Genomic DNA, 16,007 nt, shown 5'->3' on the forward strand with positions numbered 1-16,007 from the left:
GCTATAGTTAAATCAAAAATAACAAATAACAAATAACAAATAACAAATAACAAAATTTAATCTGATGTCTACCAACTTATTATCAACTTCTAATACTGTTGGCTTTGGTGGAGTAGTTCAAGAATATCTCTGGAACTGGGACAATCAGCAATTGCGCGTTGTTTATGAAACTCTTGGCAAAGGTTCACCACTATTGCTACTCCCAGCTTTCAGCACTGTTTCCACACGTTTAGAAATGGGTGAACTTGCCAGGTTATTAGCTCCGCACTTTCAAGTTGTAGCGGTTGATTGGCCTGGTTTTGGGGAATCTTCTCGACCCAGTTTAGATTATAACCCAGCTTTATATCACCAATTTTTAGCAGATTTTGTCAAATCTGTGTTTAATAATACCATTACAGTAATTGCCGCTGGTCATGCTGCTAGTTACGTGTTGCAACTAGTCCAAAGAGAGCCTGCTGTTTTTGAGCGGATTGTGTTGGTAGCTCCCACTTGGCGTGGGCCTTTACCAACAATGGGAGCAACTCAGCAGACAGCTGGCATGGTAAAAGAATTAGTGCGATCGCCTATTTTCGGTCAAGCTCTCTACAAACTCAATACCACTCCATCTTTTTTAAGTTTTATGTATCGCCGCCATGTCTTTACCGACGCGGCTAAACTTACACCCAACTTTATAGAGAAGAAGTGGCAAACAACTCAAAAACCAGGAGCGCGATTTGCTCCTGCTGCCTTTGTGACTGGTAATCTAGATGCTGTGCGCGAGCAATCTGATTTTCTGGCACTTGTGCGATCGTTATCCGTGCCGCTCATGGTAGTAATTGGAGAATCTAGCCCTCCCAAATCACGAGCAGAAATGGACGCTTTAGCAGCCTTGCCAGGAGTCAAAAGCGTCGTGGTTCCTGGTTCCTTGGGACTCCATGAAGAATACCCTGACGCTGTGCTAGAGGCAATTGGAGATTTTTTATTACCCTCATAAAATTAAATCCTGACACCAAAATTCAGATCGCTGGCAACACTCCTGGGCATAAAACTCTACAACCATGCCGTAAGAGTTATTTAACAAGGGAAAGCTTTTGCACCTGTAGATTCAGACATTTCAACATCTTGCTTGTACATTGCGTATGCTTGATGATACTCCATTGTGCGAGCAACTTCAGTAAGAAATTGGTCATCATATCCAGCTCGTTGCAATAGATAGAATCCTAGCTCCATTCCCGAACTGATACCTCCTGCTGTAACGATCCGACCTGCATCCACTACCCGCGCCCGACTCACCCGACACGCAGGTGCAATTTCTGCTAAGCGCTCGATAGGAACTTTGCCCATTAAAGAAGCTTCCAGTCGGTCTGGTTCCTTACGATTAGTAGCAGGTAAACCATTCAGCAATCCCATCTTGCCGTAAATCCAAGAACCTGTACACACACTTGTCAATAAGCAAGTTTCAGGTAAAGAATTAATAAATGCGTACAAGTTGCGGTTGTGTAGTTCTTGGCGTGTACCAAAGCCCCCTGGAATGAGGAAAGCATCCATTGCAGGCTGATCGTTAAATGAGTAGTTTGGCAGAACAGTAAATCCTGCTTGGGTTTGAACAGGACGCATACTTTCTGCAACCAGAAATACATCGAGTTCTGGATCAAAACGGCGAGCAACGGAAAATACTCCATAGGGAGCAGCAAAATCAATGACTTCAGCATCTTTGAAAACGTAAATGCCCAAGCGAAACCCGGTAATGCGATGAGTTGACATAAGCTAATTTTTTGTGTGAATTCTTAGTATTATTGAGCAGCGATAAGTTGTTCTAGTTCAGTAATTCTGGCTTGCAATACCGCCACTTCCTGTTCGGAATAGCGGACGGGAATATGTTGCGGACAATTCCAATCCCAGGCTTCAACTTGAAACAAAATTACTCGTTCAATCTCCGCTTCATAGTTGGGAACCTTCAGACGTTCTATTAGTTGGTCATCTTTCTCTATATACCTAGCTCGTCCCCAAATTTTCAATCGCTTGCGATCGCGATAATCCATTAAAAATAAGAAGGCTTTGTCGTTCTCTGAAAGATTGCCAACAGATACATACTGGACATTTCCTTTAAAGTCAGCAAATCCCAGGGTCTTGTCATCTAATACTTTTAAAAAACCAGGTTGTCCACCGCGAAACTGAATGTAAGGATAACCATTAGAACTGACAGTTCCCAAGTAGAAACCATCCATTTGAGCAATAAATTCTCCGATTTGTGGCGTGATAGTATCGTTATCGAGGCCATTTTTTTCAAATCGAGCGTAGGTTTGTCGGGAACCGCGTTGTTCTTGAGCTGCTTTGACGGCAGGAGTGAAGGCGAGTTGTGTAAATTTACGTGGCATAACTTCATCTTATGAGATAGCAATATGAGTCTAGTCAAGGGAGCATTTTCTAGAGCTTTACCATAGGGATGTAACCTGGTAATTGTTTGATTCGAGCCATCCAGTTTTGGATGTGAGGATAGGGGTCAAGGGCAATCTTGCCATCAGGTGCTAAAGCGACGTAGGGGAAAACTGCCACATCTGCGATGGTTGGTCGCTCGAACTCTAACCATTTGCGATCGCGCAAATGTTGATCGAGTTGTGTAAGAATGAATTCTGCTTTCTGGTTAGCTCGGTCGATATTAATGCTCGTGGCGTTGAACAAGTAGTATAGGCGAGCAGATTCAGGGCCCTGACGGACTTCGCCTGCGGCGGTAGATAACCAGCGCACAATCTGGCTAAGGGACACCGCATCTAAAGGAAGCCATTGCTCGCCGCCATAGCAACGAGCCAAATAAACCAAAATCGCTTGAGCGTCTGCAATAGTTATGTTGCCATCCACTAGTACAGGAACTTGACCAAATGAATTGAGCGATAAAAACTCAGATGATTTATGTTCTCCCTTCATCAAATCGACTTTAATCCACTCATATTCAAGATTTAAAAGTGATAGCAACAGAAGGGCTTTATAACTGTTACCAGATAATTCGTAACCGTAGAGCTTAATCATAGAGTTAGTCCTCAATCATGTGTAAATATGAACAGTTTGTTGATAATAAGTCACGTTTTAGTCCAAAGAAGAATGTAAGCATCCTTCATCATGACAAGTCAATTTGTTTAACAAACAGCATTGTTTTGTTTGCCGCAGTTCACAAAGATTCCTTACTTCAAACTGATAAATTTTTGTACCGTTCGTTCGGTATAGAAATACTGTACCGATTGTTCGGTATAATGTCAAGAGATAAAGTTTCGATTGGTGCAAATGCCAAAAGACACATACATTCCATGCCTGCTAAATCTGTTTCGACAATATGGTTACGATGGAGCTACCTTATCTAAGATCTCTCAACAGACAGGTCTAGGAAAAGCGAGCCTTTATCATCACTTTCCCGGTGGTAAAGACGACATGGTGAATGCCGTATTAAATTTTCTCGAAAGTTACTTGGAGGAACACATCCTACAGGCGCTTCGCAGTGAAGGAACTGCACTGACTCGATTGCAGAAAATGTGCGCTCAGCTCAGTGAGCTATATGAAGGTGGGCAACAACCGTGCCTGTTCGCCATATTGCTTATGGGTTCGGCACGAGACATCTTTCATACCAAAATACAAGCTCTATTACGTACATGGATTGATGAGATTGCAACTGTACTGATTGAGGCAGGATTAGACAAATCGCTGGCAAGACAGCGAGGGGAAGATGCAGTCATTGCAATTCAAGGCTCTCTAATACTGGCGCAAGGCTTAAACGATCTTGCTCCCTTTCAACGTGTAGTGAAACGATTACCGCAAGAACTTTGCCGAGATATAGATATATAACAGTGTTTCTAACTTAAACTACGCGGTTATTTTTCTGAAACCCGAATCAATGCCAAGTTCGCACAAAAATATAAAAAGTCTTATCATGGGTGATAATGATTATCCATAAGGTGAGACAAGAGGCATTTAGAGTATGGTGGCTGACGTAATTACACATTCAGTTCCCGTTACTGTTCTGACTGGCTATTTGGGAGCAGGTAAAACGACTCTCCTCAATCACATCCTCACCTACGAACACGGCAAAAAAGTTGCTGTGATTGTGAATGAATTTGGGGAAGTGGGCATTGATAATCAACTGGTTATCGATGCAGATGAAGAAATATTTGAGATGAACAACGGCTGCATCTGTTGTACAGTTCGCGGCGACTTAATTCGCATCATCGGCAATTTGATGAAGCGGCGCGATAAGTTTGACCATTTAGTAATAGAAACAACTGGAATAGCTGACCCTGCACCAGTGATTCAGACATTCTTTGTGGATGAAGATATGCAAAGCCAACTGTCTCTAGATGCTGTAGTGACAGTTGTGGATGCCAAGCACATCTGGCAGCACTGGGATGCGGACGAAGCACAAGAACAGATTGCCTTTGCCGATGTAATTTTACTTAATAAAACTGATTTAGTCGCACCAGAAGAGTTAGATGAATTAGAAAAACGGATTCGGGCGATGAATGCGATCGCTAAAATCTACCGTACTCGCAACTCTGAACTAGAAATGGATGCTTTGTTGGGTGTGAAAGCTTTTGATTTAGACCGCGCGTTGGAAATTGATCCGAATTTCTTAGGCGAAGATGCCCATGTACATGATGAAAGCGTCTTTTCTGTAGCGTTAGTGGACAAAGGTGAACTTGATGGGGAAAAATTAAACGCTTGGCTTTCTGAGTTACTGCGTACCCAAGGCCCAGATATCTTCAGAATGAAAGGTATCTTAAATATTGCTGGGGAAGATAATCGATTTGTGTTCCAAGGGGTACACATGATATTCGATGGTAGACCTGATCGCGCCTGGAAACCAAGCGAAACCCGTAAAAACGAACTAGTCTTTATCGGTCGCAACCTTGATGCAGACCAACTCAAACAAGATTTCCTCGCCTGTCTGGCGTAAATAGGGAATAGGGAACAGGGAACAGAAAAGAATTTTCCCATTCCCCATTCCCCATTGCCCAATCCTCAGTCCCCAATCCCCAGGAAATATGAACTCCACAACTAACAAATCTAAGGAATTTGAAGAACACTATTCGGGGACACTCTCAGATTATGTAACTGCGATCGCATGGTCGCCACAAGGTAAAACCCTAGCAGCAACTTCCGCAGCGGGGGAAGTAGTATTGTGGAACGATGGCGATTTAACAACTTTGCAGACTGGTGATGGTAAATCAGTTGATTGCGTTGCTTTTTCCCCAGACGGAAAATTTTTAGCGGTTGGGGGACAAGATGGACAGGTCAAAATTTGGCAGGACACTGAACTAATCGCCACTTTGAAAAATGCCCCTGCATGGGTTGACAAGCTAGCTTGGAGTCACACTGGTAATCAACTAGCTTTTAGTTTGGGGCGTTACGTGCAAGTGTGGGATGCAGATACTCGTGAGATTGTCGTGACGCTGAATTTTGAAAACTCGTCAGTCTTGGGTATTGATTGGCGCATTGATGGGCAATACCTAGCCATTAGCGGTTATCAGGGAGTCAAGATTTGGCACAGTCAAAATTGGGATGAAGAACCATACATCTTGGATATGCCCACTGTCAGTGTAGCTATGGCTTGGTCGCCCGATGGCAAATTTCTGGCTTCTGGCAATATGGATCGCAGCGTCACTGTCTTGGAATGGAACAACCCCGACCCTTGGGTGATGCGTGGCTTTCCTGGTAAAATTCGTCAACTAGCCTGGTCAGAAGCTACCACTAAACTGGGTGCGCCAATACTGGCATCTTCTAGTGTCGAAGGCATTGTAGTCTGGGAAAAGCTAGAGGATGATTCTTTGGGTTGGGAAGCGCGAGTCTTAACTAATCATGTGGGTGTCATCTGTGCGATCGCTTTTGCACCTAAAAGCTTCCTTCTCGCTTCGGCTGCTGCTGATGGTTGGTTGTGTTTGTGGAACAAAGCCAAGCAAGTATCCCAAGTGATCACAGGTGTTTCAGCTGGATTTTCTAGCTTAGCTTGGCATCCCCAAGGCAAGCTACTTGCCGCAGGTGGTGAAAATGGCGAATTACTTGTCTGGTCAAGGGTTTCGCGCGGTCAAGGATTCGGGCGAAGTTGAGTAATACTCAGTAATCAAGGTTGAATGTAGCCAATAAATTGGCTATGCTGTATCAACAATAGTATCTATGTGTCAATTATGAATATAGCCAAACTGATTTTGCTTGCCTGTCCTGTATTTCTCGCATCTATACTAATGGTAGCCAATCCGGCGATCGCATCCAGTCTGAAATCTGCACCTGCTACACAGATTATTACAGTAGCATCTACGCAGCAAATTACTGAATTTGCAACACCATTAGCTCAAGCATCCAATCCAATCATTGAGCAACTTGGATGCAACTGCGGTAATTGCACTCAAGCTAAATTTCAGCGGTTACAAGGCAAGCTACCATCTGCCAGTTTTTGATAAATTTACAAGTTATAAATACTATAAAGGCACAACAATGTTGTGCCTTTATCAATTTAAAATCTCACCGACGCTTCAAATATTTTAATTGTCGTAAAGTGTTTGCACTCAGAATTTTATGTCAGCCCTAATTAAAAAGAATAACTCATACCATTTCAAGAAATTTTTATTTTTGATACATAATCACTTTTCTTACTCCCCCTGCCTCCTCTGCTTGCCATCTGTATCAATCTTAAGGTGAAACGGTATCAGTCTCTTGTACCAGCGATCGCTTTCAAGCACACGCTTCGCGCCACAAATACCCACTGCTGTTCTCCGATAATTTGCTAATTGGTAGTTTTCTTAACTTCCATATGCCCACACGTGCTAAACCTACCGCTACAATTGCCTTAGATTCACGATTCGGCTAGCAAAATCACCTCATATGAACAATACATACTATCATCCCCACATTCCACACTTTAATCGCATAATCACAGTCAATTTGCAATATTTACCAGAATCACCACAATAGTGTAATTGCTGCTTCAGCAGGCGTTGAGAAAACCGCACTAAACTACTTACCAAAGGCACTAACCTCTGCATCACCCTCTTGCGACCTCTAGTTTTCTAGCCTGCAACGAGTAGCTAACATTTGGCGTAGCATAGACACCTTGTTAGTTGACAGCCTAACCCTGAACCTCTAGTATCTCGTTAAGTAAATATTAATAATGATTATCGTTTTTATACAATCAGCAGGAGTGGATGATGTCCAACAATCCATTAAGTAATTCCTTACGAGCTGCTCTTGTCGCCTTGACGATTGGATTTTTTGGGTGCGGAAATCAAGCTGCAAGCACCTCATTCACTCAAACCTCCACTAGCACAAACGATAATCTTCCCCAAGTAGTAGCAACGACAACTGTACTGTGTGACTTAACTAAACAAGTTGCTGGGGATACCATTAATCTCACCTGCTTGATTTCTCCTGGTGCAGACCCCCACCTTTATCAACCAAAATCGGAAGATCGCAAAGCTATTGAGCAAGCAAGTCTTATTCTCTATAATGGCTACAATTTTGAACCAGGTTTAATCAAAATAATTAAAGCATCTAAAAACCCTGCGCCGAAAATAGCCGTTGGTCAAGCTGCTGTGCCTAAGCCACAACGACTCCAGAAAGGTAGCAAGAAAGTTACTGATCCTCATCTTTGGCATAATACCAAGAATACTATCAGAATGGTAGAAGTAATTAACCGCAACCTGGGAAAATTAGAACCTAATGAAGCAAAAAATTATATTAGTAATGCCAGAAAAATCACTAATGAAATAACCCAAATGGATAGCTGGATTAAGTCAACAATTGCCAGTATTCCGCCTAAACAACGTAAATTAGTCACAACTCATGATGCAATGGGTTATTATGCCAAAGCGTATGGTCTTTCTTTAGCAGGGGCATTGGAAGGTATTAGCACTGCGGAAAAACCAACAGATGCACGAGTGAAAAATTTAGTTACAGGCATTAAACAAGCTAGAGTGCCAACAATTTTTGCAGAGACAACAACTAACCCCAAGTTGATTGAGTCTGTGGCCAGAGAGGCAAAAGTAAAAGTTTCTAACAGAAAATTGTATACTGATGCACTTGGTGAACCGGGAAGCGACGGAGAAACTTATCAAAAAATGATGATTGCTAATACACGCACAATTGTAGAAGGGCTAGGAGGGACGTACTTGATGTTTGAAGCCAAAGCTACTAAGTAGCCTAAATAGGGGAGCTAGTGGGTTGCTCTGGTCAAGAGAGTTGTAGCAAATGACGTCAACATAATTCGTAATTTGTAGTTATAACCAGTCTTAGCTCTAAACCCACCACTAATTGAAGATTACTAAATATGCAGATTTAGTAGTGGCTTACCCATTTAATTACAAATTACGTAAAGCCTGCGGCCGCGCTACGCTCTAAGCGTAGCGCGGCCGTAATACTCGACTTGATAATTGCAAGGATAATTTTCTTACTTGCTATTGTCGCACCTGATAAATTCCGCGCTGTCATTCCCACTTGCAAAGCAGCTAGTCTACCTATGATGAATTCGGGCGTTGCTGAATTTGAATATGAAGTTTAAAAATCAACTCTTATTAACTCTTAGAAGATGTCTGAGGTTGCGCCGTACAATACTCGCCTCTCGCCAAGAGGGGACGGCGATAGACGGAGATAGATAAGTTGCATCTTCATAGAGAAATGATATTACTCTCTGTGGCTCTGTCTTGGAAAGTCTGAGCGCCGGCTTCCGGCGAACAGAACTTTCCGCTGCGTGATACAAATTCATATTTTTACTCAGCAACGCCTGAATTCGTAACCTAGCCAACGCAGATAAAGCGTAAGAGGTAAGGAGGACTCAAATTTTGGGTGTTGCATAATTGCGGGATGATTTATTGCACGCAGAGAAAAGTTTGTAGCTTGCTTTCCTACGGAACGCTACGCGAACCCGCAAGGTGTAGCGACTACCCTGCGGAAACGTTAAAGGCGAACCGTCGATGCTCTGTTTCACTCCGAAAGGCGCAAAGCGTTGGCTCCCCCACTGCCAATGGCAAACGGTAGACGCACAGACGTAGAGAGAATAAAGAGTTTGATATTTCAATACATTAAATTTCATCCCCTGATTCGGCAACACCAAATTTTGTATTCATCCTTTCATTTTTAGCCACTACTGCAACATGCATTAAAATGCCATATTTAAGAGTAAAATTATGACGAAAGTCATAATAAACTCTATCAGTCTATGATGAAAGTATTAAATCAAATCTTAGACCTTTTTCAGATGTGGATAGTTAAGTTTAATTTGTATTATATTGATATTAAGCAAAAAATACACAGATTGCAAGATGCAATTAGATAACGGACGTGAGGTTAAGCAAAAAGCATATGAGATTTATATGAGATTTATATGAGATTTATAGCTTTCATTTTCTTAAATAAATAACTAAACTAAAAAAAGTTATAACTAAACTAATGAAGCTGTATCCATAAAATGCTCATAATTGGTATCCAATAGTTTCAAGACTTTTAGGATAATTAATGTTTAAACCCTTGTTTAATTGCCGAGTGGCTCTAACAAAACTTATCATAAGATGTCTGAAAAGTAAAAAAACTCTATCCATATCTCTCAAGTCATTTTCTCATTTTTGGGAGACGGAAACACAAGAAGTGAGAGGAATTTAAGTATTACTGAACACTTTTTGTACATCCTCTAAACCTTTTTTGTAGGCGATAATTTTAATGCTGACTCTACATTTTTTTGCTCTGCTATTGACACGCACATAATATAATCTTGGTCAATCAATATTTAGATGTATATTGCTAAAATTAAAAGCAATTGAGTCGGCAATTAAGCTATGCTTATTGATATAAGAAGCAAAATTTATAAACTACGGTAAAAAATAAAACGATTAAGCGAAACTATATCTTTTCATAACTTCGGTTTAATCTTAAAGTCTTAAACTCTTACACTGTTTGGTTTTTATAAGTATAGTATCAAGATATTTTCTTGATAAATTCGGTATTTACTCTTATTAGGATAAAGAGGTGGTAGTATCAAAAACTGGTGTAGAAGTTACCTAACCAAAAGGCAATGCAGATGTTGAAAATAAACTTTAAAATTTGTAACAACTCACCTACTAGCAGAGAGCGCAAGACTTTAATAGATGATTCATTGATATATATGATGATTTGATAGAGATATGTTATTTGACATAACTCTTGAATAATGTATTATTTGAAAGTCTTTGAATAAAATTTGTATGTTGCTTTTTGATAGATATAGATTTTTGTTAATATTTGCATAAAACTTGAATAAATAACAGATCTGTATAAAGAAAGAATAGTCAAATAACATAAAAATCTTTATTCAGGAGGGATGCATATGTACAATACTATTCGAGTGCTAGTGGCTGATAGAGATTCGCTAATGGGAGTTGCTATTCGTGCTACTTTGATTGCTGAAAAAGATTTGATCATAGTAGGTGAAGCAAACAATCCCGATAAAGTTCAAGAATTGGAGCGAAAGCTTCAGCCAGATCTGTTAATAATTGATCTAGATTCACCAAATTTTACACCACCTGAGCCAATACTCTATTTACATAAATCCTGTCCAAACTTAAAAATGCTCGCGCTGGCTAACTGTGGTGAATTTTATCCCTCTATTTTAAGAGTAGGCGGTATAGTAGGTTGTGTTTTGAAATCTGAAAAGCCACAAACGTTGGTTAGTGCTATTCGTACAGTGGCAAAAGGTAATACATGGTACAGTCAGAGCCTTTTAGAGGAGCTTGTTGCACAAGAAGAGAATGAACTAAATCAAGATGGAAAAGCCGCTTTGACAGAGCGAGAGCAACAAGTTCTCAGCATGATTGCACAAGGTTGGGATAATATTCGCATTGCTTGTGAGCTAAACCTTGGACACCAGACAGTGCGGAATTACATCAGCCGCATCTATGCTAAATTAGCAGTCAGTTCACGAGCTGAAGCGGTTGTGTGGGCTATGGAACATAGCCAAAAGAGTTCCAGAAAAGTACTAGAACCGAGATAACCATAGCATTGTAGAGTGTAATGCAAAAATCTGAAAAGCATTGTTGCAATCACTGAACTCTGTTTTGAAAAAGATAGTTACCCTATTAGAGTTGCAGTGGATGCTGTTGGCGAAGTCAAAAAACATCTTTAAACCTATTTAAGCCTTCTGCTTTCCAGGTGTTTGCCATAACAAATAGCTGTTGCCAGGTAGTTTAGGACATCAGCTGCTCATAAAACTCTGATATCAAGCGAAAAATCAGAGTAGTGGCTTACCCTGATGGTCTGTATCACTGCTGAGAGGCACAAGGCTTTGCGCCTCTGCTTGTGTCCCAAAGACATAAGGTAAGCGTTCTTTTAGAATGTTTGGATAGTAAGACCAAAAAGTTTTCTATTCTAATTCCTTGACTAAATTTAAAGTAGTACAATGATTCGACTTCTGCTTGTAGACGACCAAACGCTGTTTCGGCAAGGATTAGCATCTTTACTGTCACTAGAAGAAGACTTAGAAGTTATTGGTCAAGCTAGTCATGGCAAAGAAGCGATCGCTCTTACCGAACAACTCCAGCCCGATGTTATCCTCATGGATGTGCGGATGCCTATCTGCGATGGCGTGGTGGCAACGCGCGAAATACATCAACGTTTTCCCTGGATTAGAATTCTGGTATTCACAACTTTTGATGAAGACGAGTATATTTGGCAGTCTTTGCAAGCAGGCGCACTCGGCTATCTCCTGAAAAGTACTCCCGCAGCACAGTTGGCGGCGGCCATTCGCACCCTACACCAAGGCTACTGTCAACTTGGTTCAACGATCGCACATAAAGTCTTTGCTCAACTCAACCCTCCACCTGCTGTCAAACAAAACTCTTATCAGCAGCTTTTGAGTGAGCGGGAATTAGAAGTGTTAACCCTAGTTACTCAAGGTAAAAATAATCGAGAAATTGCCAGGGTGCTACATCTGAGCGAGGGAACGGTTAAGAACTATGTTAGTCAGATTCTAGCTCGATTGGGAGTACGCGATCGCACTCAGGCCGCTCTCTGGGCAAAGCAAAATATTTCCATTTAGAAAGAGTGAAAAACCAAATATTGATATCAATAACTTCGCCAAAAAAAGAGGGTATTGTTAGTGTGGCAATCCTGAAATGAAAACATAGAAAGCCGTCTCTTAAAAGGCTTAACCTCCCTTTATCCAGATTTTTGGTAGTCAACTAAAGTTGCATAACCAACACTACCTTCACGCTCTTGTCCTAAGATGCAAAATCCTGTGAACTATTATGAAACTTCATACACGTCTTTTCTCACCTGACCTGGTATGGTTCTTGCAATTTTCTCTCACTTTTTTTCAAAAGTACTGGGGTCAATGGGTTTTGCTCATCTTAGCAGTGCTATTCCAACTGGCCTTTGAGGTGCTTGTTCCCTTTGCTTATCAGTTGATCTTTGATCGCGCCATTGTTAATCGTGATGCTAATTTCCTTATACTCTTACTAAGCGGACTGGGCGTCGCTTTCATCATCCAATCCTTAGCTGGTCTTAGTCAGGATTATCTCAGTGCTCGAATAGGAGCAGGTGTTTTGAAAGATATACGCCTCAAAATGTTCAATCATTTGCAGCACCTATCCTTGGGTTTTTACACTCGCGTTCAAGCGGGCGAACTCATGTCTCGGTTCTCCAGCGATTTAGCTGACATCGAGAGAGCGATTGTCATTGATATCCCGATGGGCACTTTCAACATCCTTTTAATGGTTATTAGTACCCTGTTACTCTTCGTCGTCGAGTGGCGACTAGCTCTAGTCACTTTGGTCACGTTGTTCGTAGGCTTTATGGGGCCACACCTATTTGGGTTACGGGTTGCTAAGACCAGTTATAGACGCAGGCAAGACGAAGCAAAAGTTTTAAATATACTTCAAGAGAATATCAGTGCTCAACCTGTGATTAGGAACTTTGGATTGCAAAAGTTAGCGCTATTCCAATTTCGAGAGCAACTGATTGTCTTATTACACAGCAGCCTACGCAGTAACTTCTACAGTGTTCTACTAGGAAGGCTTTCAAACCTGAGCATTAACTTTCTTCAGTTATTAATCATTGGTTTTGGTGCTTTTTTAGCCATGCGTGGCTATCTGACAACAGGAGCGCTAGTCGGGTTTATCAGCCTTCTGTTGAACGTGAATATCGCAACTGATGGTTTGACTCAACAAGTGCCAGCCCTAATAAGGACTACAAGTGGGATGCTACGCATCAAAGAACTGCTGGCTGAGCAACCTGAAGTGACGGATTTAGCTGATGCATTACCACTATCACAGTTGGCAAAAGATATTCGCTTTGAAAATGTAACCTTTAACTATTACGGAACGCAGCCCATTCTGGACAAAATCAGTTTTACGATTCAAGTAGGTGAGTCTGTAGCTTTTGTCGGCCCTAGTGGCTCTGGCAAAAGTACAATCCTCAACCTACTCGTGCGGTTTTACGATCCTAACGAGGGTTCAGTCCTGTTTAATGGTTACGACCTGCGACAAGTCACTCAAGCATCGCTACGCGCACAAATAGGCACTGTTTTCCAAGAAACTTTCCTTTTCAACACCACAATTCGTGAAAACATCTGCCTGGGTAAGCCCGATGCAACCGATGTGGAAATCGAAGCAGCCGCAAAAGCAGCAGAAATCCATGACACGATCCGGCGTTTTCCTCAGGGATATGACACCGTAGTGGGTGAAAGAGGTGGGCAAATCTCAGGTGGTCAGCGGCAGCGAATTGCTATAGCGCGGGCAATCTTACGCAATCCAGCAATACTTATACTCGACGAGGCAACTTCGTCGCTAGATCCAGAGACGGAGTTAGCTATTAATACCACCCTAAGCAATTTAGCAATAGGTCGTACCGTCATCTCTGTAACTCATCGGCTTACTTCTGTTGTGAATTGCGATCGCATCTTCGTACTTGAAAGAGGAAAACTAATTGAACAGGGTACTCATAAAGAGTTACTTAAGCTTAGGAGTCTGTATTATCGACTTTGGTGTAAACAAAGGGGAGAATCTCAAGTTGGCGAAAACAGCCTGGAGCAGCCAAAATTGGGAGATTTCTCTCACTGACTGTGTAAGTGAGAAACTTCCAAAGAATAAATTATCGAAAAAAACTCAAAAAATGAAAATAATTTCTCTCTAAAACCGCATCAAAAATCTGCACTTATAGTGGCTTTCCTTCTGGTAATCTTTTAGGACTTTAGTATTTTTAATTATAGTTATACATAGTTATACAAAATAAATATATTATTCATCAAACTCTTGCTCTATTATAATGTTTTACGAAACGCATGATACAATTTAATTGCTATAAATTTTAATTAGACCTATTGCATAAGTCGAGATATATTAAATCGAACCACAGATGAACACTGATATTTATTAGTGTTCATCTGTGTTAATCTGTGATTATACCAATTCAATTAATGATTGCAACAAATCCTTTGATAAAGACGTTGCAATGCAACGTCTCTACATGTTCTGTCTGTCACATTCTTTTTTTTAATTGGTATTATTTTTGGTTTAATTCGGATTTTTGCAAGAAGTCTATTGAACTGTGATTTATTTCAATAACTTTTTCAGCGAATCATTTAATACTCAAAAAAGCGGTAAGGAGACGCTGCGAATGGCAGGATATTCTTACCGCTTTTAATAATTATCATTATTATTGACTGGATATTTTCTTTTTTGGAAGTTCCATTATGCTGCTATGTAACTTTCAAGTAAATCAATTCCAGTCTCAAACTTATCCAGACGCATGAATTCCTTTTGCATTTGCTCAATGTTCTTAATATAGCTTTTGTCGCTGGAAATCTGATTAATCAGTCTGGACAATTCCCGATGCTCGATCCACCTAAGATCGCCCCTTACACCCAAGCCATGATAAACTACCCTCGCCGCATTTCCGGGTTGATCGTTTCTGGCGGGGAGAACTATCATCGGGACACCAAGACAGATGCACTCTTTGATCGTATTCATCCCTCCATTGGTGATCATCATTGAACTTTTCCGCAGAACCGCCATTTGCGGAACCCACTTGCAGGCATACACATTATCTGGAATCTCTCCAAGATCTTCTACTTCGCAGGTGTTTCCGATATTGAGTACGAACTCATAGTCTTGTCGTTGCTGAAACGTCTTAAGGGCAACCCGGAAGAAGCGCTTGCTGGCAGGATACTCCCAACTGCGTGTGCCCAACGAGCAGTAGATCAGCGGTTTAGTGCCACTGAGGCGATCCATTTTGAAATCTTCATCTGCACGTGAGAGATCCACAACACACCCAAGATACTCAGCTCCAGGACGGGGTTCAAAGTCAAGCCTTTTCGGCATCAAGTAGTGTAAAGGAGACTTGAACATCGGGCCGTAATCCGAAAAACCTACTGTTAATCCCGTCGCACGCGCACGACTTCTCACAAATGCTCCTATCCCAAAGTAATATCTGAGGAAGTATTTCGGACGAAATGTTATAAACAATCTCGCTACAAAAGCCAACAACATCCAGTCCAACAGAACTATTAATGATGACCATGAGCTGCGAGCGGGAATAAATGATGAGTCTGAAGGGGGAATTTTTGAATTAATAAATCCAGCAAATGCCGTACCAACCCCAACATAAGGAACTCCAGATTCTATAGCTGCAATAGCAACAAATGAAATAATTGAATCAATGAGCACCAGACCTACATTGCACTCTTTGATAATCTTGATAGTGTCCTCAAGTATATTCGCCAAAATCTCAGTTTCACGGCGAGTCTGTGTAAGCATCCCTCCGAACCGCTTGGGAAATGGCCTCAAAAGCTTATATTGAAACCCTTGTTCTTCTATATATTTCTTGTAATGTTCTACTTGCTGGCTGTGAAGGGAGAGTTTTTCATCTCCTTCTGGTGGGAGAACAAACAGCACGTCCCATCCGCGTCTAGAAAAAGCCTTCGCCAATGCCATCATCGGCATGAACCCACCCCATTCAGGATATAAAGCAAACAATACAGATTTGTTTTCTTGCAGTATACGCTCCATCTTAATATGCTCCTGACAGTTCGC

At 41.3% G+C, this 16,007-nt stretch carries 13 protein-coding genes; 9 read left to right on the forward strand and 4 right to left on the reverse strand.

What is annotated here, in order from left to right; all coding sequences use genetic code 11:
• The first annotated feature begins 64 nt into the window (after positions 1-64).
• The gene (locus FNW02_RS24310) at positions 65-973 is read left to right on the forward strand and encodes an alpha/beta fold hydrolase (protein WP_191760057.1); all 909 of its coding nucleotides are present in this window, start codon (positions 65-67) and stop codon (positions 971-973) included.
• A gap of 80 nt (positions 974-1,053) precedes the next feature.
• Here the strand turns inward: FNW02_RS24310 and FNW02_RS24315 are convergent, their stop codons facing one another.
• Genes FNW02_RS24315 through FNW02_RS24325 form a run of 3 tightly spaced genes read right to left on the reverse strand, consistent with a single transcriptional unit; the run spans position 1,054 to position 3,006 of the window.
• The gene (locus FNW02_RS24315; protein WP_191760058.1) at positions 1,054-1,743 is read right to left on the reverse strand and encodes a DJ-1/PfpI family protein; all 690 of its coding nucleotides are present in this window, start codon (positions 1,741-1,743) and stop codon (positions 1,054-1,056) included.
• 29 nt (positions 1,744-1,772) lie between these two features.
• Entirely contained in the window at positions 1,773-2,357 is a 585-nt protein-coding gene (locus FNW02_RS24320; RefSeq protein WP_191760059.1) for a pyridoxamine 5'-phosphate oxidase family protein, read from the reverse strand.
• A gap of 49 nt (positions 2,358-2,406) precedes the next feature.
• Positions 2,407-3,006, reverse strand: coding sequence for a glutathione S-transferase family protein (locus FNW02_RS24325; protein ID WP_191760060.1), 600 nt, complete (start codon positions 3,004-3,006; stop codon positions 2,407-2,409).
• 252 nt (positions 3,007-3,258) lie between these two features.
• Here FNW02_RS24325 and FNW02_RS24330 point away from each other — a divergent pair, with 252 nt between their 5' ends.
• The 8 genes from FNW02_RS24330 to FNW02_RS24370 all read left to right on the forward strand — a co-directional run bounded on the left by FNW02_RS24330 (position 3,259) and on the right by FNW02_RS24370 (position 14,036).
• Positions 3,259-3,813, forward strand: coding sequence for a TetR/AcrR family transcriptional regulator (locus FNW02_RS24330; protein ID WP_191760061.1), 555 nt, complete (start codon positions 3,259-3,261; stop codon positions 3,811-3,813).
• Positions 3,814-3,946: 133 nt separating this feature from the next.
• The gene (locus FNW02_RS24335) at positions 3,947-4,918 is read left to right on the forward strand and encodes a CobW family GTP-binding protein (RefSeq protein ID WP_191760062.1); all 972 of its coding nucleotides are present in this window, start codon (positions 3,947-3,949) and stop codon (positions 4,916-4,918) included.
• Between the two features lie 88 nt (positions 4,919-5,006).
• Positions 5,007-6,068: a WD40 domain-containing protein gene (locus FNW02_RS24340; protein WP_191760063.1), complete on the forward strand. Its 1,062-nt coding sequence runs from the start codon at positions 5,007-5,009 to the stop codon at positions 6,066-6,068.
• A gap of 78 nt (positions 6,069-6,146) precedes the next feature.
• Positions 6,147-6,416: a hypothetical protein gene (locus FNW02_RS24345; RefSeq protein WP_191760064.1), complete on the forward strand. Its 270-nt coding sequence runs from the start codon at positions 6,147-6,149 to the stop codon at positions 6,414-6,416.
• Positions 6,417-7,160: 744 nt separating this feature from the next.
• Positions 7,161-8,153, forward strand: coding sequence for a metal ABC transporter solute-binding protein, Zn/Mn family (locus FNW02_RS24350; RefSeq protein ID WP_191760065.1), 993 nt, complete (start codon positions 7,161-7,163; stop codon positions 8,151-8,153).
• A gap of 2,156 nt (positions 8,154-10,309) precedes the next feature.
• The gene (locus FNW02_RS24360) at positions 10,310-10,972 is read left to right on the forward strand and encodes a LuxR C-terminal-related transcriptional regulator (RefSeq protein WP_191760067.1); all 663 of its coding nucleotides are present in this window, start codon (positions 10,310-10,312) and stop codon (positions 10,970-10,972) included.
• Positions 10,973-11,377: 405 nt separating this feature from the next.
• The gene (locus tag FNW02_RS24365) at positions 11,378-12,016 is read left to right on the forward strand and encodes a response regulator (protein ID WP_191760068.1); all 639 of its coding nucleotides are present in this window, start codon (positions 11,378-11,380) and stop codon (positions 12,014-12,016) included.
• Between the two features lie 208 nt (positions 12,017-12,224).
• Positions 12,225-14,036, forward strand: coding sequence for an ABC transporter ATP-binding protein (locus FNW02_RS24370; RefSeq protein WP_191760069.1), 1,812 nt, complete (start codon positions 12,225-12,227; stop codon positions 14,034-14,036).
• Positions 14,037-14,666: 630 nt separating this feature from the next.
• On the opposite strand, the gene FNW02_RS24375 is transcribed toward FNW02_RS24370, so the two are convergent.
• Positions 14,667-15,983: a glycosyltransferase gene (locus FNW02_RS24375; RefSeq protein WP_191760070.1), complete on the reverse strand. Its 1,317-nt coding sequence runs from the start codon at positions 15,981-15,983 to the stop codon at positions 14,667-14,669.
• Positions 15,984-16,007: the final 24 nt, after the last annotated feature.

Source organism: Komarekiella delphini-convector SJRDD-AB1 (genome assembly GCF_014831675.1).
Taxonomy (GTDB): domain Bacteria; phylum Cyanobacteriota; class Cyanobacteriia; order Cyanobacteriales; family Nostocaceae; genus Komarekiella.

Bases quoted from the DNA above. Each gene is read 5' to 3' on its own strand.
- FNW02_RS24365 (WP_191760068.1), top strand. From the start codon at position 11,378: ATGATTCGACTTCTGCTTGTAGACGACCAAACGCTGTTTCGGCAAGGA.
- FNW02_RS24315 (WP_191760058.1), bottom strand. From the start codon at position 1,743: ATGTCAACTCATCGCATTACCGGGTTTCGCTTGGGCATTTACGTTTTC.
- FNW02_RS24375 (WP_191760070.1), bottom strand. From the start codon at position 15,983: ATGGAGCGTATACTGCAAGAAAACAAATCTGTATTGTTTGCTTTATAT.
- FNW02_RS24310 (WP_191760057.1), top strand. From the start codon at position 65: ATGTCTACCAACTTATTATCAACTTCTAATACTGTTGGCTTTGGTGGA.
- FNW02_RS24360 (WP_191760067.1), top strand. From the start codon at position 10,310: ATGTACAATACTATTCGAGTGCTAGTGGCTGATAGAGATTCGCTAATG.
- FNW02_RS24370 (WP_191760069.1), top strand. From the start codon at position 12,225: ATGAAACTTCATACACGTCTTTTCTCACCTGACCTGGTATGGTTCTTG.
- FNW02_RS24350 (WP_191760065.1), top strand. From the start codon at position 7,161: ATGATGTCCAACAATCCATTAAGTAATTCCTTACGAGCTGCTCTTGTC.
- FNW02_RS24345 (WP_191760064.1), top strand. From the start codon at position 6,147: ATGAATATAGCCAAACTGATTTTGCTTGCCTGTCCTGTATTTCTCGCA.
- FNW02_RS24320 (WP_191760059.1), bottom strand. From the start codon at position 2,357: ATGCCACGTAAATTTACACAACTCGCCTTCACTCCTGCCGTCAAAGCA.
- FNW02_RS24330 (WP_191760061.1), top strand. From the start codon at position 3,259: ATGCCAAAAGACACATACATTCCATGCCTGCTAAATCTGTTTCGACAA.
- FNW02_RS24335 (WP_191760062.1), top strand. From the start codon at position 3,947: ATGGTGGCTGACGTAATTACACATTCAGTTCCCGTTACTGTTCTGACT.
- FNW02_RS24340 (WP_191760063.1), top strand. From the start codon at position 5,007: ATGAACTCCACAACTAACAAATCTAAGGAATTTGAAGAACACTATTCG.
- FNW02_RS24325 (WP_191760060.1), bottom strand. From the start codon at position 3,006: ATGATTAAGCTCTACGGTTACGAATTATCTGGTAACAGTTATAAAGCC.